Source organism: Petralouisia muris (assembly GCF_004793545.1).
Lineage (GTDB): Bacteria > Bacillota > Clostridia > Lachnospirales > Lachnospiraceae > Petralouisia > Petralouisia muris.
In genome coordinates, this window is record NZ_SRYA01000003.1 from 114,505 (window position 1) to 136,556 (window position 22,052).

Annotated in this window: 15 protein-coding genes; 14 read left to right on the forward strand and 1 reads right to left on the reverse strand. The window is 43.9% G+C overall.

Features of this window, described 5'->3' with window-relative positions:
• Positions 1-147 precede the first annotated feature (147 nt).
• From E5329_RS02435 to E5329_RS02485, 11 genes are all read left to right on the forward strand, one after another.
• Complete coding sequence (locus E5329_RS02435) at positions 148-2,859, forward strand: hypothetical protein (protein WP_135987993.1); 2,712 nt, start codon at positions 148-150, stop codon at positions 2,857-2,859.
• Between the two features lie 13 nt (positions 2,860-2,872).
• A complete protein-coding gene (locus E5329_RS02440; RefSeq protein ID WP_135987994.1) occupies positions 2,873-5,383 on the forward strand; it encodes an amidohydrolase family protein in 2,511 nt (836 codons plus the stop codon).
• 86 nt (positions 5,384-5,469) lie between these two features.
• Positions 5,470-6,252: a mechanosensitive ion channel family protein gene (locus E5329_RS02445; RefSeq protein ID WP_135987995.1), complete on the forward strand. Its 783-nt coding sequence runs from the start codon at positions 5,470-5,472 to the stop codon at positions 6,250-6,252.
• A 286-nt stretch (positions 6,253-6,538) separates the two neighbouring features.
• A complete protein-coding gene (gene clpB, locus E5329_RS02450; RefSeq protein ID WP_135987996.1) occupies positions 6,539-9,124 on the forward strand; it encodes an ATP-dependent chaperone ClpB in 2,586 nt (861 codons plus the stop codon).
• A gap of 217 nt (positions 9,125-9,341) precedes the next feature.
• The gene (locus E5329_RS02455; protein ID WP_135987997.1) at positions 9,342-9,707 is read left to right on the forward strand and encodes a GntR family transcriptional regulator; all 366 of its coding nucleotides are present in this window, start codon (positions 9,342-9,344) and stop codon (positions 9,705-9,707) included.
• A gap of 116 nt (positions 9,708-9,823) precedes the next feature.
• The gene (locus E5329_RS02460) at positions 9,824-11,260 is read left to right on the forward strand and encodes a hypothetical protein (RefSeq protein WP_135987998.1); all 1,437 of its coding nucleotides are present in this window, start codon (positions 9,824-9,826) and stop codon (positions 11,258-11,260) included.
• Between the two features lie 112 nt (positions 11,261-11,372).
• Positions 11,373-12,119: a polysaccharide deacetylase family protein gene (locus tag E5329_RS02465; RefSeq protein ID WP_275442930.1), complete on the forward strand. Its 747-nt coding sequence runs from the start codon at positions 11,373-11,375 to the stop codon at positions 12,117-12,119.
• A gap of 187 nt (positions 12,120-12,306) precedes the next feature.
• Entirely contained in the window at positions 12,307-13,635 is a 1,329-nt protein-coding gene (locus E5329_RS02470; protein ID WP_135987999.1) for a replication-associated recombination protein A, read from the forward strand.
• Between the two features lie 274 nt (positions 13,636-13,909).
• A complete protein-coding gene (locus E5329_RS02475; RefSeq protein WP_135988000.1) occupies positions 13,910-15,205 on the forward strand; it encodes a PLP-dependent aminotransferase family protein in 1,296 nt (431 codons plus the stop codon).
• A 32-nt stretch (positions 15,206-15,237) separates the two neighbouring features.
• On the forward strand, positions 15,238-15,891 hold the full coding sequence (locus E5329_RS02480) for a GTP pyrophosphokinase (RefSeq protein ID WP_135988001.1): 654 nt from the start codon (positions 15,238-15,240) through the stop codon (positions 15,889-15,891).
• 64 nt (positions 15,892-15,955) lie between these two features.
• On the forward strand, positions 15,956-16,948 hold the full coding sequence (locus E5329_RS02485; protein WP_275442931.1) for an MBL fold metallo-hydrolase: 993 nt from the start codon (positions 15,956-15,958) through the stop codon (positions 16,946-16,948).
• A 161-nt stretch (positions 16,949-17,109) separates the two neighbouring features.
• On the opposite strand, the gene E5329_RS02490 is transcribed toward E5329_RS02485, so the two are convergent.
• Complete coding sequence (locus E5329_RS02490; protein WP_135988002.1) at positions 17,110-17,889, reverse strand: hypothetical protein; 780 nt, start codon at positions 17,887-17,889, stop codon at positions 17,110-17,112.
• A gap of 12 nt (positions 17,890-17,901) precedes the next feature.
• Here E5329_RS02490 and E5329_RS29595 point away from each other — a divergent pair, with 12 nt between their 5' ends.
• The 3 genes from E5329_RS29595 (at position 17,902) to E5329_RS02500 (ending at position 21,997) form a co-directional block, all read left to right on the forward strand.
• Positions 17,902-18,039 (forward strand): hypothetical protein, encoded by a 138-nt coding sequence (locus E5329_RS29595; RefSeq protein ID WP_168356490.1) that lies wholly within the window; start codon positions 17,902-17,904, stop codon positions 18,037-18,039.
• A gap of 624 nt (positions 18,040-18,663) precedes the next feature.
• On the forward strand, positions 18,664-20,244 hold the full coding sequence (locus E5329_RS02495; RefSeq protein ID WP_135988003.1) for an Ig-like domain-containing protein: 1,581 nt from the start codon (positions 18,664-18,666) through the stop codon (positions 20,242-20,244).
• A 97-nt stretch (positions 20,245-20,341) separates the two neighbouring features.
• Positions 20,342-21,997 carry an O-antigen ligase family protein gene (locus tag E5329_RS02500; protein ID WP_135988004.1) on the forward strand — a complete coding sequence of 552 codons (1,656 nt, stop codon included), beginning with the start codon at positions 20,342-20,344 and terminating at the stop codon, positions 21,995-21,997.
• Positions 21,998-22,052 lie beyond the last annotated feature (55 nt).

The following is a 22,052-nucleotide window of genomic DNA, read 5'->3' on the forward strand; positions in this document are numbered from 1 at the left end:
CAACATTTTCATAGGAAATTATAGCACAGAAAAGAATTGGGTACAATCGGAAGAAGAGCAGAAAACCTACTGGAAGAAACAGGAATAATTTGGTATAATTTTGGGAAAACGAAAGAAAATCGGAGCATACCAGAGGGAGGAATGACAATGTCAGTAATTACAATTGTAAAAGGGGAAGAATTTAAGATATCCGTGAAAGATCAGATAGAGGAAAAAGATCTGTTTGCAGATGTATACCGCCGCGCCGCAGTGATGCTGGATGAGATTGTGGGAGCTTCTAAAGAGGAAAAGGAGCTGGAGCGGACATGGTCTTGGGAACAGGGAGATTTTGAAAATAATATCATTGCATTCTGCGGAGAGCGGGGAGAAGGAAAAAGCAGTACCATGCTCACCTTTGTAAATGCAGTGTGCAGGGAAGCCAGAGAAGGGAAAGGGATATTTTCTTCCTGCAAAAATCTGGCGGATGTATCTTTTGCAGAGCCTGTTTTGATTGATCCGTCCCTGTTTGATGATGTGCATAATGTGCTGGATATTGTGCTGGCAAGAATTTTCCGGAAATTTGACGCCCGATATCAGAGGGAAAATCAATGGGAAGACGAGAGGCGGCGGGAGGAGCTTCTGGATCAGTTCCAGGCAGTGTACCGCCAGATTTCTTTAATTAATAATCAGAAGCAGATGCTGGACAGTGAATTTGATTATGAAGGCAATATCGGCAAATTGTCTAAGCTGGGGGAAAGCACTGGTTTGAAGGAGGAACTGACCAAGCTGATACGGGATTATCTGAGATTTATGAATGGGGGAAAACCGGGAAATTATCAGCTGCTCCTTGCAATTGACGATCTTGATCTGTGCAACGCCAACGCCTATAAGATGGCGGAGCAAATCCGGAAATATCTTGTGATCCCCTATGTAACTATTGTGATGAGTGTCCGGGTGGAGCAGCTGGAGCTATGCATTCAGGAACAGAATCTGAGGGATTTTGAGCAGATTTATAAGAACCGGGAGGAAAAGGTATACGAAAGATTGAACCAGGAAGTTCAGATCATGGCCTGGCGGTATGTGTCAAAGCTGATTCCCAGGCAGCGGCGGATTTATCTGTCAGAGGTGCAGAGTTTCAGAAATGTACGGATTATTTATAAGAATGGCGAAGAGGTGATCTGGGACAGCGGCAGCCCTTTGTCGGAAAAAACCTTTGCTTCAGACGTGTTGTCGTTGATTTATGACAGGACGGGAATGATTTTTTTTGAAGAAGAGGGCGGCAGCAGCTACCTGCTGCCGGATAATCTGCGGGATATGATTAGCTGGATTACAGCGGTGGCGGATATGGAACAGCCCAAACATGGCGTGGTCTATCCAAAGTATGCCAGGAATATCAGGAAATTCCGGGAGTATTTTCTGCGGGAATGGGCAGGGGATAAAATATCTGACGGGCCCACATTGCTGGAATTGGGGAGTATGGATTTTTTCCATATGCATGTAACTATGAGAAGGATATTAGAAAAATTACATAAAGAGTTATATGGAATCCAGCAGCAGTGGATGATACCAGACAGGATGGACAGCATATTTCAGGTGATCGGATTGTTTACAAGCCTGGAGCAAAGCGCAGTGGATATGGAAAAAGAAGCCTATATCTGCCGGATGCGGGCTTTGTATACCATGGAGCTGAGCAGCCTGTTTCGGAGAGGACAGGAGGCGCTGATTGCCCAAAACGGCTATATCTGGGGACCATGGTTTGCTGGCGTAATTCCAATACATAATGATACCGGAATGGATCGTTCCAGATTTCCCCTGGGAACCATTCAGGCGTATAATCTGATGCTGCATTGGGTCTGCCCGGAAGCGGAACCTCTGAAAATACCGGAAAATATCAGTTCCTACCGAGTGCCGCAGGTGGGAGAGGGGGAACATCGGAAAGAATATATTACAGCATGGATGCTGCTTGGCATGTTTTCCAATGTGTATTACAACAATAATAACCAGACGGTTCTTGCAAGCAAAGAAACCATTATTTTTGACAACAGCATGGTGCGGGAATATGTGCAGATCAGTCTGGAAAATTATCTGGTGGCCTTGTGCAATATTTACAATATTTTTTACAAAGTTAACATGGAAATGCTGGGGATTAGCTATTCGGAGTATAGTGAAGTTGCGGATGAATTTTTAAATGATAACGGCGAGAAAAACAGTTATGTGGAAAAATTGTTTTCCAGCGTGGATTTAGTTTTGAGTATCCGGGAATTTTGTGCAGAGAACAGGAATTATAAAGGAAGAACGGAAGATGGGAAAGACCGCAGCATTAAGTTAGTGGATAAATTTTTTGAAAATCTTGAATACTGCATGGGGTGTCTGAAATCTGGGAATGACGCTGACGGCGAAGAGGAATGGGATTTGAACACACTATACCTGAAACAGGGGGCGTGCGGAATTGATATCAGCATATTATATGCGGAATTATTTGAATTGTGTATTCAGAATGTTCCTTTATTAAAACAGGCGGAGGAGAACCGGAAGGTGGAAGCGATGGTATCAGAATTTCGGAGCAGGTTAACGGAGATTCCGGAAGTTTGGAGCCGTGAGGAAGTGCGTGTGTCAAAGAGCTTGAGGAATTTGTCTGCCAGCAGCGTGAAAGCGAATTTAGACAGGATGGCGTCTGCGGTGCAAAGATATCTGGGAGAGTATAAGGAAGGCCCGAAAAATGTGGATATTGAAGGTCTGTGCAGGCTGTACGGCGCAGTTGCAAGAATCTATTTGAAGAATACGGAAGGTAAGGTTTCGGCAGAGATTCAGGAAGAGTATAAAAGACTGGTTAAGGCGGCGGATGAGCTGAATCAGCAGCCGAAGCCGGAACTGCAGTAAGGCAGGAGTAGCGATGGATATTGAAAAGGGAAATCTGGAAATTTTGTTTTTGAAAATTCCATATAATAAAATCACAGTGGATGGGGCAGCGGGCAAACGTCAGCACAATTACAGGACTGTTGATAAGAAGCTGTATCTGAAGCACGCCCGGGAAGTGTTTCCCTGTTATTCGGAAGATGAAAGGTACAATCATTATCTGAAATTACGACAGGATATGGGAAAAGGGGATTCCCAGGGGGTTTTCCGGGTGATTATGGAGCTTGCTTTTCGGCTGCTTGATTATGACGGGGAGGAGATCACCTGTAAATTTGAGGAAATGCTGCGGTGGCGGGAGCTGTCTTTTCCTCTGGGGCAGGACTTCTTTACCTGTGCCTTTCTGGCAGATCATGATTTAAAGCAAGGGCGCCAGTCCCAGAATTTTTCCTGGCTTCCGATTATCCGCAGTGACGACAGCCGGCTGCATAATATTCTAAAGAGAGGGATGGCGGAAAATCATTTTCATCTGGCAGGCTCCACGAAAATTTTTGAATTAAACTGGGTGTCGCTAATGAACCAGATTGACGACAGGATTCACGACTTTAAGAAGCTGCCGGAGGCTTTGCAGGCCCATTCCATGGATTTGGTGGCGGCTGAGGGGAACAAAGAGAGCTTTTATGCTGAATGCCAGAGGGCGGCTCTGTACCGGGTCTATCTGTTTGCCGTGCTGAAGCAGGATGGGTGGCTGAGAGAAAAAGCGGAAGCAATTCTTGCTGAAGCAGAACGGGGGCCCATTGAGAGGCTGACGGCCAGGATTGAGGATGTGATTGTGCTGGCTAAGCATATGTATGGGGTGAAGGCAGATGGGCGCTATGTGTTGGACTATGCTTTTGAAAAGGGAATGCAGAATTACAACGCCAGAGAATGCTGTCTGCTGGCCGGGGAGCGAAGCTTTCTGTACGAGTGTTACCGGGCGTCCGTTTCTTATGGATTTGATGAATATCAGAAAAATTTGTTTTATGTGTATCTTTCTATCCGGACTCATTTCAGAGGAGAATTAATCCAGGTGAACCGGCAGGTGGGGTTTGCCAACTTCAGCAATTATCAGGATAGAAAAGAGACTTTTATTGAGGGAAAAAAGCCTTATGAGGAGGAGCTGATCCGTCTGGCGTTCAATGAAACAATGCGCAGGCAGAATATTGTTTCCTTAGAAGCGCGTATTTGTCCTAAACAGAACTCCGCCAAATTATATCAGGCGATTACAAGAAGCAGCAGCCTTGCAGAGGAAGAAAACCGGGAAAAAATTATTTATGTGCTGCATTTTCCTAAATTAAAAGATCCAGGCTATTGTGCCGGAGCGCCCAGGAATTACAATGTAAGATTGGCCGCAGCAAAACAGGCCAAAAGCATTGCCGCATTATTGGAAAAGAAAACAGGGGTGAACCAGAGAATCCGGGGAATAGACGCCTGTTCCAGTGAAATAAACTGCCGGCCGGAAGTATTTGCCCAGACGTTCCGTTATCTGTCAGATTTGGAGTTTTCATGCAGCAATGGAACTGGTAAGAATCAGTCATTTCTGAAAAAGAAGCTGCATACCACATATCACGCCGGGGAGGATTTTCTAGATTTGGCAGACGGGCTGCGGGCCATTGACGAGGCAATTTTGTTCTGCGATCTGAAACGGGGAAGCAGAATTGGCCATGGCCTGGCTCTGGGCATTAATCCCCATCCCTACTATAAATACAAGAATTCTGTCATGGTTCTTCCCAAACAGGTGTTGCTGGATGATATCGTATGGCTGTTGAGTATGGCGGATGAGACAGGGTGCAGTATAGACAGCCGCTTAAGGACGGAATTGACAGAAAAGTATTATAATCTTTATGAAGAAATTTTTCGGGGAAATGCGTATCGGGGAGAACGGGCCTCTGTGATGGATTACTATCAGAGCTGGAAGCTCAGAGGGGACAATCCCCAGGTATACCGTCTGGGAGAAACAGATTTTCTGAAGAGACTGGGGCAAAGCTCTGTCCGCCGGTTTGACAGGTATGTTTTTCATCCTCAGATCAGTGATGAGCTGCGTAAAACGGAATTATACCGGAACCTGTATTTTTCTTATCATTATAATGAAAATGTCAGAAAAATTGGTGAAGAGAGAATTCAGTTCAAAGTGGATCAGAGATATGCTGACGTTATCTGCCAGCTTCAGAATAAAATGATTCAGAAGCTTGTAACAAAGGGAATTGGAATCGAGACAAATCCATCTTCCAATTATCTGATTGGAACCATCCAGAAATATGAAGAGCATCCGATTCTGAGATTTAATTCCAGAAAATTACGGGATGCGCCGAAAAATATGTCCTTGAGCGTGTCCATAAATACGGATGACCAGGGAGTGTTCGATACGCTTCTGGAAAACGAATATGCGCTGATGGCGTTGGCGCTGCGCAAGGCGAAGGATGAGAACCATCAGCCCCAGTATGATGTGGAAGATATTTATGAATGGATTGATTATGTGCGCAGGATGGGAATGGAACAAATTTTTCCCTGACAGGCGTCTGCAGCTTGGAAACAATGTTGGGACAGTTATGCATGACTGTTGGCGTAAGAATGCAAAGATCCGGATAGGAGGAAACCATGAATAATATAATCAAAATAATTTTATTTGTAGCGGTTGGACTGGCGCTAAACCAGATTGTAAACCTGGCCTACCGGCTTGCGTCAAAGAAATCAAACGCCATTCATCTGCGTTTTCTAAAAAGCGCGATCAATGTATTTGTTGATATTATCATTATTTACAGTTTGGTTCAGCAGTTTGAAATCACAAAGGACATCAGCAAGGCATTGCTGCAAAGCGGTACGTTGATTGTGGCAATCGCCACCTTTGCCGCCCAGCAGGCGTTGGCGAATGTGATAAGCGGTATATCCGTTTCCGCCGCAAAGCCCTATAATGTAGATGAAAAAATAAGGGTGCTCCAGGGCGGAACCGTAATTGCAGAAGGGATGGTAATCGATGTAACCATAAGACAGACAGTCATCCGGCAGTTTAACGGAGAGTGCTGTATTGTTCCAAATTCCATTATGGATTCGGCTGTGATCATCAACGCCAATTATACGGAGAATGTGGGAAATTTTATAGAGGTTGTAATTTCTTATGAATCTGATATTGAGAAGGCAATTTCTGTGATGAAGGAAATATGTGCAGAACATGAACTGGTCATAGATTCAGATAAAAGCAGCGTCACCGTCAGCAGCTTTGCGGCGGATGGCGTTACGCTGAAAACAACCATCTGGACAAAGAATTTGAACGACAGCTTCCGGGCCTGCAGCGATATTCGGGCGTCTTTGGTCAGAGCCTTCCAGGAGAATGGCATAGAGATTCCTTATCATACGGTTACAGTTCATCATGAGGCAGGATGACGGGAAGGCTAAATTTAAATGTTTTTTGAAAAGACTGTGGAAACTGACCTCATGGCTACAAGGGAAAAAAGAAATAGCCATCACTTTATAAAATTTTCACACAATTTTAGCACTCACCACTTGACGTGGCTAACAAACCGTGATATTGTTATATCAGATATAGAACAACAAAGGAAATAGACGGATGCCCGCATGGCGCGGCGGCTATTTACCAATAATAGTACAGAAGCCACGCAGTTTGTAATCAGCAGAGGGCGCAGTAATCCGAAGGGAAGGAGGAACCCTTATGAACATTCAGAAATTTACACAGAAATCAATCGAAGCTATCAATGGCTGTGAGAAGCTGGCATATGAATACGGCAACCAGGAAATTGAGCAGGAGCATTTGTTAGTCTCCCTTTTGTTCCAGGAAGACGGCCTGATTCCTAAGTTAATTGAGAAAATGGAGATCAATTTGGAGCACTTTGCCGGCAATGCCAAAAACCACCTTGCTAAGCGGGTGAAGGTATCCGGCGGGCAGATATATATGGGCCAGAACCTGAATAAAGTATTAGTCAGCGCAGAAGATGAGGCCAAAAAAATGGGGGATGAATATGTGTCTGTGGAGCATCTGTTCCTGACATTATTAAAATACCCTAACCAGGCGCTGAAAGAAATTTTTAAAGAATACGGAATTACAAGAGAGCGATTCCTGCAGGCGCTGGCTACCGTCCGGGGCAATCAGAAGGTAGTGTCCGATAATCCGGAGGCCACCTATGACACTCTGGCGAAATACGGATATGATATGGTGGAGCGGGCCAGGGAGCAGAAAATCGATCCGGTGATCGGCAGAGACAATGAGATACGGAATGTCGTCCGCATCCTCTCACGGAAAACCAAGAATAATCCGGTGCTGATTGGAGAGCCTGGAGTAGGTAAAACGGCAGTGGTGGAAGGCCTGGCCCAGAGGATTGTCCGGGGAGACGTGCCGGAGGGATTAAAAGATAAGCGGCTGTTTGCGCTGGATATGGGTGCGCTGGTGGCAGGAGCCAAGTACCGGGGCGAATTTGAGGAACGGTTAAAAGCCGTGCTGGATGAAATCAAGAGCAGCGATGGCCAGATTATTCTGTTTATTGATGAACTGCACACGATTGTAGGCGCAGGGAAGACGGACGGAGCCATGGATGCAGGTCAGTTGTTAAAGCCTATGCTGGCTCGAGGAGAGCTTCACTGTATCGGCGCTACAACCTTAGATGAATATCGGGAATATATTGAGAAAGACGCCGCCCTGGAGCGGAGATTTCAGCCTGTGCTGGTGGCAGAGCCTACAGTGGAAGACACCATTTCTATTTTAAGGGGATTAAAAGACCGCTATGAAGTCTTTCATGGAGTGAAGATTACAGATTCCGCTCTGGTGTCAGCGGCAGCCTTATCCAACCGCTATATCAGCGACCGTTTCCTGCCGGATAAAGCCATTGATTTGGTGGATGAAGCCTGCGCGCTGATTAAAACAGAACTGGATTCTATGCCAACGGAACTGGACGAACTGCAGCGGCGGGTGATGCAGATGGAAATTGAGGAAGCCGCATTGAAGAAAGAAGAAGACCGTCTCAGCAAAGACCGGCTGGAGACTTTGCAGAAAGAACTTGCAGAATTGAAAAATGAGTTTCAGTCCCGAAAAGCTCAGTGGGACAATGAGAAAAATTCTGTGGAAAAAGTGCAGAAGCTCCGGGAAGAACTGGAAGCCATCAACAAAGAAATTGCTATGGCCCAGCAGAATTACGATCTGGAAAAAGCGGCAGAGCTGCAATACGGCAAAATGCCGGAACTGAAGCGCCAGCTGGAACTGGAAGAAGAGCAGGTGAAAAAGAAAGATCTGAGTCTGGTTCATGAGAATGTAAGTGAAGAGGAAATTGCCAAAATCATTTCCCGCTGGACTGGAATTCCTGTGGCGAAGCTGACAGAAAGCGAGCGGAATAAGACTCTGCATCTGGATGAGGAACTGCATAAGCGGGTCATCGGCCAGGAAGAAGGCGTGACGAAGGTGACAGAAGCCATTATCCGTTCCAAAGCAGGAATCAAAGACCCCGGCAAGCCCATTGGTTCTTTCCTGTTTCTTGGGCCTACCGGCGTAGGAAAAACAGAATTAGCCAAGGCGCTGGCTGCCAGTCTCTTTGATGACGAAAACAATATGGTAAGGCTGGACATGAGTGAGTACATGGAGAAATACTCCGTATCCCGCCTGATTGGGGCGCCTCCAGGATATGTGGGCTATGAGGAAGGGGGACAGCTTACAGAGGCAGTGCGCAGAAAGCCCTACTCTGTGGTATTATTTGATGAAGTGGAAAAGGCCCATCCTGATGTATTTAATGTACTGCTTCAGGTGTTGGATGACGGACGGATTACCGATTCCCAGGGCCGTACCGTGGATTTTAAAAATACCATATTAATCATGACTTCTAACCTGGGATCTTCCTATCTGCTGGAGGGCATTGGGGAAAACGGCGAGATTCAGCCGGAATGTGAAGCGGCAGTTATGAATGAACTGCAGAATAATTTCCGGCCGGAATTTTTGAACCGTCTGGATGAAACAATTCTGTTTAAGCCTCTGAGTAAAAATGACATTGGAAGTATTATTCACCTGCTGCTGGCGGATTTGAATAAGCGTCTGGCAGATCGGGAAGTGTCTGTGGAACTGACACAGGCAGCGCAGGAATTTGCAGTGGAACACGGCTATGATCCAGTGTATGGGGCAAGGCCTCTGAAACGGTATCTTCAGAAAACGGTGGAAACTCTTTCGGCTAAATTGATCCTTGCCGATGAGGTGGGAGCCGGGGATACCATACGGATTGATGTGGAGAACGGGCAATTAACAGCAGGATGTAAAAAATAAAAGCGATGTATCAAGAAAACCAGGATGCGCATGTTCAAAGAACATCCTGAAACAGGAACAGAAAACCGTATTGCAAGATACAGGATATCACTTCAAGTGTTGAGGCGTATCCTGTATCTTTTTATTTCTTGACTTTTTGCATTATTTGTATTAGCATATACAATACAAATAATGCAAAATAATGAAATTGGATTTTTGCAAAAGGGTGTGAGAAATAATGATAATGAAGCTGGATTTCGCAAGCAGCGTACCCATTTATCAGCAAATCAGAGATCAGATTGTGCAGGCGGTGGCGGACGGCGATTACCTGGATGGAGACAGGCTGCCCACCATCCGCGCCCTTGCCGGGGAGGCGGGAATTAATACAATGACCGTGAACAAAGCATATCAGCTTTTGAAGCAGGAAGGCTATATTATCACGGACAGGCGCAACGGAGCCATTGTCCAGTGTTCCGGCGGAAGGAAGAAAGCAGTGGAGAAGAAGGTGAATAAGGAATTGGAACTGCTGGCCGCGGAAGCCAAGATTGCAGGAATTTCCCAGGAAGAATTTCTGGAATTCTGCAGAAAGGCATACAGCGGATAGCGTATCAGGAACTGCGCTGGAAGGCCTGCATTGGACAGAGCAGAAAAGAGCTCCTGCTTTGTCTGAAGTACGGGTTTCAGAGAGTAATGTTTCAGGAAAATTTCAGGAGGTGTCTTATGGGACTGACAGGAATGAGGATTGTAATGGCAGTAGGCATGCTGCCGGTACTGCCGATATTTTTTGGGGTATATTGGTTTTTGGCAGGGGAGAAAGACGGAACACAGTTTGGAGTAACCCTGTGGCAGGGGGCCAAAGAACAGCCTAAAGTGCAGGAAATTAAAAAGAAATATCAAAAAGAATTGAAAATTTACACCCTGATTTCTCTGGTTTTATTTCTTTTGGCGCTGCTGCCAGAACATGAATCGCTGATCATAACGGGTATGATGGTATGGGTGTTTTTCGTGTGGATTTTTCTTCTTGTTCCCTTTCAGCGGGCCAACAGCAGAATGAAAGAGCGGAAGCGGGAATTTCTGGCGTCCCAGCCCAGGGAAGAGCATTGTGAGGAACGGGAAGAAATTCTGATTGACGTGACAGCGGCCGGAGTTGTAAAAATGAAACATTCCAGAAAATCCATTTATGCAGGCTGTGTATTTGGCTTCCTTGCGCCTGCTGCTGAAGTCTTTTTCTATGAAGTCTGGCGTCGCCCCTGGCTGCCGGACTTGTGGTTAATTGAATGTATCTTGTTGTCCCTTGCAGGTACGGCCTGTTTGTTTCCGCTGTACCTGAAATTTTTTGAAAGACAGCGGATCAAGGTATTTACCTATAACAGCCAGGTGAATCTGCAGGTGGCAGAGATTCGTCGGTATCATCTCAGCCGGTTTTGCACATCCATGGCCTGGCTGACAGGGCTGTTTAACTGGGGAATTCTGTGCTCCTTCCATGTTCCTTACAAATGGTTTCCATGGATGGTTGAAATCCTAAGCCTGTTGTTTGGGATGATTGTCCTGGCAGAGATTGTCCGCTGCTTTAAAAAGATAGAGAAACATAGCAGAAAATATCTTTCACAGGAGCTTCCGGCAGAAGAAGACGATGACAAATATTGGATCTGCGGAATGATTTACTATAATAAAAATGACGCCCGGACATTTGTAGAACCCCGGGTGGGCTTCGGATTTACTGCGAATATGGCAAAGCCCGCTGTGAAATATACAATGATTGCAGCCTGGGCAGTTCTGGCAGTTTATGTGTTTGGTGCATGCGGATGGAGCATTTTGGAAGAATTTACCCCTGTATCCCTTGCTTATGAGGATGGAACGCTGACGGCAAACCACTGGAAAAAAGTATATCAGATCGAGCAGTCAGAAATAAAGCAGGCAATCCTGCTGGAAGAAGAGCCGGACATCAGGCGGCAAAGAGGAACTGGAATGAAAACAGTGAAGAAAGGCGATTTCTACAGCGATACATACCGTCAGGATTTCAAAGTCTGTATAAATCCCCAGGAACCGCCTTTTCTCATGATTGAGTCTTCAGACGGCGGATGGTATCTGCTGGGCGGGAGCGACGGGGAAGCGACCCGGGATATTTTGGATAAAATACGCCTTGAGGCGGATTAGAGCGTGTTTGAGAAATGCTGCTTTCTTTCCTAAAAGGAATCAGAAACACATTGAATATAATACATCCCTGGATTCATATATTTTAGGGAAATACTTATGGAGCGTTCAGTGGATGAAAGGAAAGAAAATCTGGAAAAAATTCCTGCTGTTTGATTTGTGCTGCCTTTGCCTGGCGTTTGGGCTGCTTCTCACCGGAACAGGAAAAGGGAAGGAAATGAAACAGGGCCTTATGGCAGCGGCTGAAAAATTGGAAAAAACCCGGCAGGCCTCGGGAACGGCCCAGACAGATGCGGGATCTTCGGAAAGAAAAAAAGTAGCGCTTACCTTTGACGACGGACCCAATCCCCAATATACGCCGGAAATGCTTGCCGCATTAAAAAAGAAGGGCGTGAAAGCCACCTTTTTCTTGTTGGGGCAGGAGGTGGAAAAATATCCGGAGATTGTAAAGCAGATTCAGGAAGAAGGGCACCTGATTGGAAATCATTCCTACAAGCATGAACAGCTAAGTAAGCTTCCCATGGAACAGGCCTGCAGCCAGGTCAGCCGTACCAATGACCTGATTTATGGAATTACAGGGGTTTACCCTTCTTATCTGCGGCCGCCATTTGGAGACTGGCACGAGAAGCTGGACTGTGAAGTAAATATGGTAGAAGTGCTCTGGGACGTGGATACCCTGGACTGGTCCAGCCAGAATCATGCCCAAATCGTAGAAAAAGTGATGAAAAATGTTCAGGAAAACGACATTATCCTGATGCATGACGGGTATGAGACTTCCGTTACCGCAACCGTGGAGATTATTGATGCGCTGGAAAAGCAGGGGTATGAGTTCGTAACGGTGGATGAGATTCTCTTTGAGTGAATGTACATATTTGGAAACTGAAGCCTGCAAAAATAAGGTGGAAATTGCCCGGTGGTTGTGATAGAATGTCAGATGAGATGATTTGCATGAAAACAGACATAATTTGCAGCAGCATCATGAAGTTAGAAAAACGATATGATTTGTATTTAATTGATATATATGGGCAAAATGCGAAGGAGGAATGCGTATGGATTTATTTGAGTATATGCGGGAGCAGAATCAGGAAAAAGAATCCCCTTTGGCAAGCCGTCTGCGTCCCGCCAGATTAGAGGAAGTGGCAGGGCAGCAGCATATCATAGGGAAGGATAAGCTGTTGTACCGCGCCATTTTAGCGGATAAGCTCAGCTCCATTATTTTTTACGGACCGCCGGGAACTGGGAAAACGACCCTTGCAAAAGTGATTGCCAATACCACCAGCGCAGAGTTTACCCAGATTAACGCAACCTCTGCCGGTAAGAAGGACATGGAGGAAGTAGTGCAGCAGGCGAAGAACAATCTGGGAATGTATGGGAAAAAGACCATATTGTTTATTGATGAGATTCACCGTTTCAATAAATCTCAGCAGGACTATCTGCTGCCCTTTGTGGAGGACGGCACGGTCATATTGATTGGAGCCACCACAGAGAATCCTTATTTTGAAGTGAATGGAGCTCTTTTGTCACGTTCTGTGATTTTTGAACTGAAACCCCTGGAAAAAGAGGATATCAAACAGATTTTGGTGCGGGCAGTCACAGACAGGGAGAAAGGAATGGGAAGTTATGAGGCGGAACTGGAAGAAGATGCTCTGGAATTTCTGGCTGACATGTCAAACGGGGACGCCAGGGCAGCGCTCACTGCCATAGAACTGGGGGTGCTTACCACGCCCCGGGGAGAAGATGGGAAAATTCACATTACGCTGGAGGTTGCCTCAGAATGTATTCAGAAAAGAGTAGTGCAATACGATAAAAGCGGGGATAATCATTATGATGTCATTTCCGCTTTTATTAAAAGCATGCGGGGATCTGATCCGGATGCTGCCGTTTATTATTTAGCCAGGATGCTTTATGCAGGGGAGGATATTAAATTTATTGCCAGACGGATTATGATCTGTGCTTCCGAGGATGTGGGAAATGCAGATCCCAATGCCCTTGTGGTGGCGGTCAGCGCCGCTCAGGCCGTGGAGCGGGTTGGAATGCCGGAGGCCCAGCTGATTCTTTCCCAGGCGGTAACCTATGTGGCAAGCGCACCTAAGAGCAACGCTTCCTGTCTAGCGATTGGCCGTGCTATGGAGACGGTCAAAGCCACAAAGACTGCGCCAGTTCCGGCGCATTTGCAGGATTCCCATTATCGGGGCGCGCAAAAGCTGGGCCGCGGTTTGGGCTATCTTTACGCCCATGATTTTCCCAATCATTATGTGAAACAGCAGTATCTTCCAGATGGCCTGACAGAAGAAAAATTTTATGAACCTACGGAAAATGGATATGAAAGACAGATAAAATCCCATCTTGCTTTTCTAAAAGAAGAGCAGAAGAGCTGAGCTTTGGGTAACATACATATTTATCAGGAGAGCTGAATTATGGATAACATGCATATTTATCAGGAGATCTGACTTTTGCAGAACTTATCTGTTGGCAGCAGCGGCCAAAATTTTACAGGGAAGTCTTTGCTGTGCGGACACATGTAAATTTCTGAGAGAAAATGCTTTACAATCTGAACGGAATAGTGCATAATAGGAATGTTGAGAAAAGAGAGAAGAGAAAACGAGACTGTTGTGGACAGTTCAAAAATGGGAAGTTCAGGAGGAATGAAATATGCAGTCATATCAGGAAATGAGCAGGGAAGAGTTATTGAAAGAAAAGACAGCGTTAGAGGCAGCCTATCGGAAGTATGCGAAAAGCGGCCTGAAGCTGGATATGTCCAGGGGAAAGCCCTCTGCGGAACAGTTGGATCTGTCTATGGAAATGATGAATGTGCTAAACAGTAATACGGATCTGAGCTGTGAAGATGGAACAGACTGCCGGAATTACGGAGTGCTGGACGGAATTCAGGAAGCAAAAGTACTGTTGGGAGATATGATTGAATGCCATCCGGATAACATTATTATTTATGGAAATTCCAGTTTGAATATTATGTACGATACGGTTTCAAGATCCATGACTCACGGGGTGATGGGCAATACGCCATGGTGTAAGCTGGATAAAGTGAAATTTTTATGTCCGGTGCCGGGATATGACAGGCATTTTTCCATCACGGAATACTTTGGAATAGAAATGATCAACGTACCTATGCTTTCTACCGGTCCGGATATGGATATTGTGGAGGATTTAGTCAGCAAAGATGAGGCCATCAAGGCCATCTGGTGTGTGCCGAAATATTCCAATCCTCAGGGAATCACCTATTCCGATGAAACAGTCCGCCGGTTTGCCAGACTGAAACCGGCAGCGAGGGATTTCCGTATTTATTGGGATAACGCCTATGGAGTGCATCATTTGTATGATATCGATCAGGATAATCTGGTGGAGATTCTGGCAGAGTGCAAACGTGCAGGCAATCCAGATATGGTGTACAAATTCTGCTCCACCTCTAAGATTAGTTTTCCAGGTTCCGGCGTGGCTGCGATTGCTGCGTCAGCCAATAATCTGGTGGAAATCAGAAAGCAGTTGCAGATAGCAACAATAGGCCATGATAAAGTAAATCAGCTCCGGCATGTGAGATTTTTCAAGGATATTTACGGCATGACAGAGCATATGAGAAAACACGCAGATATTCTGCGTCCCAAATTTGAAATGATCATTGAGACCTTTGAGCGCGAATTGGAAGGTAAAGGCGCTGGCACCTGGATTGCGCCCAAGGGTGGATATTTTATTGCTTTTGAAGCATTGGAAGGCTGTGCAAAATCCATTGTGGCGAAAGCAAAGAAGGCCGGCGTGACAATGACGCCTGCCGGAGCGCCTTACCCTTACGGAAAAGACCCGACAGACAGCACAATCCGTATTGCGCCTACCTATCCTACGTTGGATGATCTGAAGATAGCAACGGATATTTTTGTGATTTGCGTGAAATTAGTGACAATTGAGAAAGTTCTGGAGAGTAAGTCTGCGTCCTGATTACGTATAGAAAGGATGGAAAGAAAAGGAAAATGGAAGTACCCGATAAATTTAACGAAGGGGTAACCAGTTGGGAGACGGTTATTTTCTTATATAATTCGGCTTTGAAAGAAGTGGGTACCAAAGTTGAGATTTTAAATGACGAATTCCGACACATACATAAATATAACCCCATTGAGTATGTAAAGTCCAGGATAAAGTCTCCGGAAAGCATTGTGAAGAAGCTGAAGCGCCATGGATATGAAAGCACCATTGATAATATGGTAAAGCACATCAACGACATTGCCGGAATCCGGGTGGTGTGTTCCTTCACTTCTGATATTTACCGGCTGGCAGAAATGATTGGAAGGCAGAATGATTTAACTGTAGTTTCCATTAAGGATTATATTAAGAATCCAAAAGACAGCGGATATAAGAGTTACCATATGCTGGTAACAGTTCCCATTTTTCTGACGGACGGAGTTGTGGACACAAAGGTTGAGATTCAAATCAGAACCATTGCCATGGATTTCTGGGCGAGCCTGGAACATAAGATTTATTATAAATTTGAAGGAAATGCGCCGGAATATATCAGCCGGGATTTGCAGGAATGCGCTGGAATTGTGTCCATGCTGGATGCGAAAATGCTTTCTTTGAATGAAGCGATTATACAGGCGAAAGAGCAGCAGAGAGTGAAGGAAGAATAATGTGCTTTTCTGCATAAAGCGATAATGCAGGCGAAAAAGCAGCAGAGAGTGAAGGAAGAATCATGTGAGTTTTTTTCTGTATAAAGCGATAATGCAGGCCAAAAAGCAGCAGAGAGTGAAGATGGGAATGAAAATAAAGGTTCTGGCGGAAAATACAGTGTATAAAAGAGGATATCTGGGAGAACACGGGCTGTCCCTGTGGATGGAAACAAAGGAAAAGCAGTATCTCTTTGATATGGGGCAGTCCGGCGTTTTTTTGCAGAATGCTGATAAAATGAATCTTAATTTGGAACAGTTGGATGGCATTATTTTAAGCCATGGGCATTATGACCACTGCGGAGGAATGCTGGCATGGACAAGAAAACACAAATCCTGCGAAAATCCCAGTGGGATACCCATTTATATTAATCGGAGGGCATTTGACAGAAAATATTCCAAACATCCGGTAACAGGAGATTTGCTGTTTAGCGGAATTCAGGAAGATGCAGAAAAGTGGATGAAGGAAAGCGGCAATCTAATTTGCACCAGCGAAGGGCGCTCAGAAGTTACAGAAGATGTGTATCTCTTATCGAAGATTCCTTATGCAACAGATTTTGAGGCTGTGCCTGCCAGATTTCTGAAGGAAGTGCGTTCAGAAATGTATCAGAACGAAGAAGAGCCTGGAAATGAATATCAGCAGCCGGAAAATTTAGAAAAAGAGAAGACGAACCAGAGTCATCTTGCGGCAGATACAATGGAAGATGAGCAGCTTCTTGTTATTCGGGAAGACCAAGGCTTGTGCGTATTTGCAGGCTGTGCGCATCCTGGTATGATAAATTGTCTGAATTATGTGCGGTCTTCTTTTCCAGGGGAGCATATTCACAGCCTTGTGGCAGGAATGCATTTGAAAGGCTGCCGTGCCAAACAATTGAAGCTGACCATAGAGTCCCTTCAGGAAATGGATATAGATAGGATAGTGCCCCTGCATTGCACTGGGATGTTAGCAATCGCGGCCATAAAAGAAGCAATGGGGGATAAGTGCCTGCTAGCGGAAGTGGGAAAAACGATTGTCTTATAGCGGGAGCAGAAATTTTCTGGGATTGGAGCGGGTGCTTATGTATGAAAGAATCAGAAAAAGCTGGGGTTTCCCAGCTTTTTCTAGCATAATATCCAAGTATTCAGAAACCGAACTCTTCGGATAGGAGATATTAGGGCGTATCATAGCGATTTATAGCACAGTTAATGATTATTTTGTTTCGCCTCCAGTTCGGCAATGCGAGCTTTTAACATAGCGTTTTCATTGGCATATTTTGCGTTTTCATTAGCATATCTTGCGTTTTCATTAGCATATCTTGCGTTTTCATTGGCGTATCGGAGAATTTCATCCGCATATTTCGCATTTTCATCCGCATATCTGGTGATTTCTTCCTTCAACTCTGCAATCTGGAAGCGGTATTTGTCATTGGGAAGTTCAATGGTGCCAGGAAACAAAGGTTTCACGTCAATCACTTCTCCTTTCCTTTTTTCGCAAAAATGGTTCTGTATATGTTCGTATAAAAGTGAGGTTAAATCTAAAAGCTGGCCGGCGTCATCCGGCGTAAGGTTGCCGGCCTGAAGATTGGCTTCTATGCTGTCAATTATATCATGGCGGATCTCATCCTGCAAGCGGGAGAATTCCTCCTGGGAAAAAGCGGGGCGCTGTGGAGGTTTGGGATACTGCCGCTCCAGGAGCCTGCGGAGTCGAAGGGCCTGGAAGGGGATGAGAATGGCCATGCCCATATGATCCAGCTTCTTCACGCTGTGATTTAAGTAGACGAAGTTCTTCACCTGATAGTCGAAGCCGCCCTGGCTGCCGAAGGAGACGTGAAGGACGTCTTTCTTGGGAATGGAGCTTTTGCAGTTTAAGTAGATGACAGCGGCCTCCGGAAAGCGGAGCGAGTGAGGGCTGTCCCGGGAAGCCATAGCGTAGAGGAAGCCATATTCAAAGACCCGGAGGGCAACCAGTTCATTTCTTGCCATCTGAGCTTCCAGGTGGAAAGTTTCCTGCCCGGCGACAGTGACGAGAATGTCCAGGGAGCGGCGCTTCAAATCAGGACGGATGATTTCTTTGTTGGGATAGGTGACGGAGCTGTCCAGCGGGAAGCCGCGTCCAAAAAGGCCGTTGATTAAGCGTATGACGGCAGGGCCGGAGAGGGTGAAGATGCGTTTGAAGAGGGTGTCATAGACCTGCCAGGCGGTGTGGGATTGTGATTTGATGGAAAAACCTCCTTTGTGTGAAGAAGTGCAGGTGGAGCAGTAAACAGTTATTTTGCGGTTCGTGGCTGGGTAGATCAGAAAGATGCATACGAAAAAACAGTCATTTTACGCAAGGAATGAGTAATAAGCGGTGGATGGAGAATAGCCCTAAAAAGCATAACAGAAGAATTTGCCATGTGACAAAGCATTTCTGGCATGTGAGGGAAGTGGATAAGTCCAAAAACGTTATGGAAAGATTTTGTCCGAACAGTGATTCCTATTTTACGGATATTCCATATGGTAAGCATAGGAAAACGACTTGTATATGATAAGATTATAATGTGAAAGAGATATATTGTCAATAAAATTGTGTCTGTTATCAGCATAATTAAGGAAAAAATGCAGAAATCCCAGAAAAATCCATGGAAAAAACTGCTCAATAGAATATATTAATCTATTCTATGGAATTGACAAACCTGAAAAAAAGTGATATGTTTATAGACAAGACAGAAAACGAAGGATGTCTGAGAAACAACAATTATTAAAGGAGGATTTGTAATGACAGAATTACAGGTGAAAACCCAAAAAGGAAGCTTGAAAAAGTTCCTTGCAATGTTTTTGGCTTTCTGTGTATGTGCAACCACTGTTTTTGTGGATGGAGCATTTGCACAGGCAGCGGAAGCACAAGATGGAAAAATTTCAGTAAGTGGAGCAACAGAAGTTAAGGTTGGAGACAAAATTGAATTAACAGCAAGTGTAACAGATTCAGTTGATGGCGACGACCAGACATCAGATGATGGCAACAAGACATCAGATGATGGCGACAAAGAGACACCAGATGATGGCGACAAAGAGTCACCAGATGATGGCGACAAAGAGTCACCAGATGATGGTACAGAAAGCGCTGCAGCAGCTACTTATAATAGTAGTGTAAAAGTTGCTACAACACCAGCAGTGACATGGAGTGTTAACAATGACAACGTAACTTTTGCAGCATCTGGAAACAAAGTGGTTGTAACAGGTGCAAAACAGGGCGAAGTAAATGTAACAGCAACTGTAAGATTTAGTAATGGAAAAACAGGTACGGCAAGTCACAAAGTAACTGTAAAACCAGTAACTACAGAGGTTAAAGTTACATTAGGATTAAATAAAACAGCTACTACCATTGAGAAAGGTAAGACAGAAAAACTTACAGCAACTGTAACTGTAACAGGAACTACAGATAAAACTGTAGCTTGGTCTACAAGTGCTCCGACAGTTGCAACTGTAGCGGCAGACGGAACAGTTACAGCAGTTGCAAAGGGTGAAGCGACTATTACAGCAACAAGTAATGCCGATAAGAATATTAAAGCAACCTGTAAAGTAACAGTAACAGAACCGACTGTAACGATTCCAACACCAACAGTAGTTCGAGTAAGTAAAGTAACACTTAGTAGAAAATCAACAGTTTACATAGTTGCTGGACAGAAGGTTACAATTGGAGCATCTGTTACACCTAAGAATGCTACAAATAAGAAAGTAACTTGGAAATCCAATAAATCCAGCGTTGCATCTGTCAACAGCAAGGGTGTAGTTTCTACCAAGAAAGGTAAAACAGGAAAAGCTACGATTACAGCAACGGCAGATGGAAAGAAAGCAACTGTAAAAGTGGAAGTAGTAAAGAAAGCTAAAAAGGCAACAAAAGTTACCTTGAAGAAGACTGCAAGCCTGAAGAAAGGTGAGACACTGGCATTACAGGCAACTTTAAGCCCGAAGAAAGCAACAAGCACATTGAAGTGGTCTACTTCTAATAAGAAAGTAGCAACGGTTAGCAATGGTGTTGTAACTGGTAAGAGTGCAGGCATAGCGACTATCACTGTAAAAGCTGAGAAGAAGACAGCAAAATGTGTGGTTACTGTATCTGAAGGAAAAGCTAACCTTTCCAAGACAAAAGGAACTGTGAAAGTAGGAAAGACCCTTAAGATTACCTTAAAAGGAAAAGGAGATTCCATTACCTCTTGTACATCATCTAATAAGAAAGTTGCAACTGTAACTAAGAAAGGTGTTGTAAAAGGAAAGAAAGCTGGTAAGGCAGACATTACTGTAGTAACTAAGAAAGGTAAAGTAGCAACCTTTAAAGTAACTGTAAAGAAGAAATAAAGTCTCTATTGAACACGTTGTTGTTTAAGAAGTATGAATTGTGAGATGCACCTGAGCAGGAGACTGTTCAGGTGCTCTTTTATGTATAGGAGAGGAAATGAAAAAGAAAGCAAAGAAAAATGGAAATTTGCATTGTAGAGGCATTATCTATGAATTTCAGAAAGGTGTGTCAGGAATATTTGTTATTCTTATGTTAGGATTCTTTCCTTTATATTTTCAGGATGCTTATTTTAACATATCGGATGCGAAAAAAAGTTTTTTTATGATTTGTGCCTGTGGGTTGGTTGTATTAACATTATTATTAGTCTGTATAGAAAAAATATGGAATTTGAGACGAAAAATACTGTCAGGACATGATTTTTCTGCCGTAGCAAAAGATTGTAGACATTACTTTTCAGGAATATCTTTTTCATCGTGGTGTGCAGTAATTTTTCTTTTGGCTATCTTTCTTTCTACCGTGTTCTCTATTGATCCGATGGAGTCTTTTTTGGGAACTGATGGAAGAAAGCTTGGTACAGGACTATTTTTACTTTGTCTTTGTGTTTATTTTATTTTAGGAAGATATTTGCAGCCGGGTATCTGGATGGCATGGGTTGTATTAATTGGCAATAGCATTTTATTTGTAATTTTGATCTTTCAATTTTTAGGGAAAGATATATTCCATATGTGGGATGAATTGGTATCAAATCAGTATGGAATGTTTTTAACTACAATTGGAAATGTAAATGCCTGTGCCAGTTATTTTTCTATGATTCTTCCTGTTGGAATGGTGTTGTATTATTGTTCAGAGACAATATTTTCTAAGGCAATCTATGGAATTTTTCTGGTGCTAGGCTTTTATTCTTCTTATGCTACAAATACAGATAGCTGGATTCTGGGAATTGGTGTTGCTTTTTTGGTGATGTTATGGTTTTCATTGTATGATCATCAATCTATAAAAAAATTTTTTGAATTATGTGGATTATTTTGGCTTAGCAGTGTGGTACTAAAATTTACTATTTTCATAAATCGAGATAATATAGATGCATTTATGATTCAACGTTTTCGGTGGTTACGGTTACAGAGTCTGATGATTTATAGGTATACGTTGTTAGTGGAAGCAGTTTTACTAATCTTATGTGTGTATTTGGTAACAATTGCAGAAAAGAAAAAATTGGAGGTACCTTATCAGAAAATACGAAGAATTTTCTTTTTATTATTGGCAAGTGTAGTTGGAATTGTTGTATGTTTGTTTATGTTTGTCAATTTTTCAGGTGATAAATTATGGGAAGGTTCACTCCAATGGTTGAATTATTTGAAGTTACAGAATGAATTCGGAAGCGGAAGAGGAATTCTCTGGAAACATACAATGTGGGTATGGCTGCAATTGCCTTTTTTGCAGAAATTTTTAGGTTATGGGGTTAATTGTTTTCATCAATTTTATTATTCTCTGGGAGCAGAGTTTGTTCAGGAAACAGTAAGAACAGTAGATCCACACAATGAGCTTTTATATTTCCTCTCCATAACAGGAATCTTAGGTTTCATAGGTTATACAGGTTTATTAGTCAGCACGGCAGTGTCAGCAGGAAAGATGTCCCGTCGGTATCCGGTAATGATGATGGGAACCGTCATGATATGCAGTTATTTGGCAAGAGGTATGGTCAATAGTCCTACAACCTTTATTATTCCTACGTTTTTTATTTATCTTGGAATTCTAAAAAGTATGGAACGGCATTATAAGGAAAAAGACCTTGAAATCGAAAAAGGGGTATGATAATCTGTAAGCGGAAGGATAACAGAGTTTATCGAAATTTTTTATAAAAAGGACG

What these genes read in the sequence shown, in the direction of transcription:
- E5329_RS02455 (WP_135987997.1), top strand. Translation starts at nt 9,342, where the DNA reads ATGATAATGAAGCTGGATTTCGCAAGCAGCGTACCCATTTATCAGCAA.
- E5329_RS02495 (WP_135988003.1), top strand. Translation starts at nt 18,664, where the DNA reads ATGACAGAATTACAGGTGAAAACCCAAAAAGGAAGCTTGAAAAAGTTC.
- E5329_RS02490 (WP_135988002.1), bottom strand. Translation starts at nt 17,889, where the DNA reads ATGGCAAGAAATGAACTGGTTGCCCTCCGGGTCTTTGAATATGGCTTC.
- E5329_RS02445 (WP_135987995.1), top strand. Translation starts at nt 5,470, where the DNA reads ATGAATAATATAATCAAAATAATTTTATTTGTAGCGGTTGGACTGGCG.
- E5329_RS02460 (WP_135987998.1), top strand. Translation starts at nt 9,824, where the DNA reads ATGGGACTGACAGGAATGAGGATTGTAATGGCAGTAGGCATGCTGCCG.
- E5329_RS02475 (WP_135988000.1), top strand. Translation starts at nt 13,910, where the DNA reads ATGCAGTCATATCAGGAAATGAGCAGGGAAGAGTTATTGAAAGAAAAG.
- E5329_RS02480 (WP_135988001.1), top strand. Translation starts at nt 15,238, where the DNA reads ATGGAAGTACCCGATAAATTTAACGAAGGGGTAACCAGTTGGGAGACG.
- E5329_RS02435 (WP_135987993.1), top strand. Translation starts at nt 148, where the DNA reads ATGTCAGTAATTACAATTGTAAAAGGGGAAGAATTTAAGATATCCGTG.
- E5329_RS02440 (WP_135987994.1), top strand. Translation starts at nt 2,873, where the DNA reads ATGGATATTGAAAAGGGAAATCTGGAAATTTTGTTTTTGAAAATTCCA.
- clpB (WP_135987996.1), top strand. Translation starts at nt 6,539, where the DNA reads ATGAACATTCAGAAATTTACACAGAAATCAATCGAAGCTATCAATGGC.
- E5329_RS02470 (WP_135987999.1), top strand. Translation starts at nt 12,307, where the DNA reads ATGGATTTATTTGAGTATATGCGGGAGCAGAATCAGGAAAAAGAATCC.
- E5329_RS02500 (WP_135988004.1), top strand. Translation starts at nt 20,342, where the DNA reads ATGAAAAAGAAAGCAAAGAAAAATGGAAATTTGCATTGTAGAGGCATT.
- E5329_RS02465 (WP_275442930.1), top strand. Translation starts at nt 11,373, where the DNA reads ATGAAAGGAAAGAAAATCTGGAAAAAATTCCTGCTGTTTGATTTGTGC.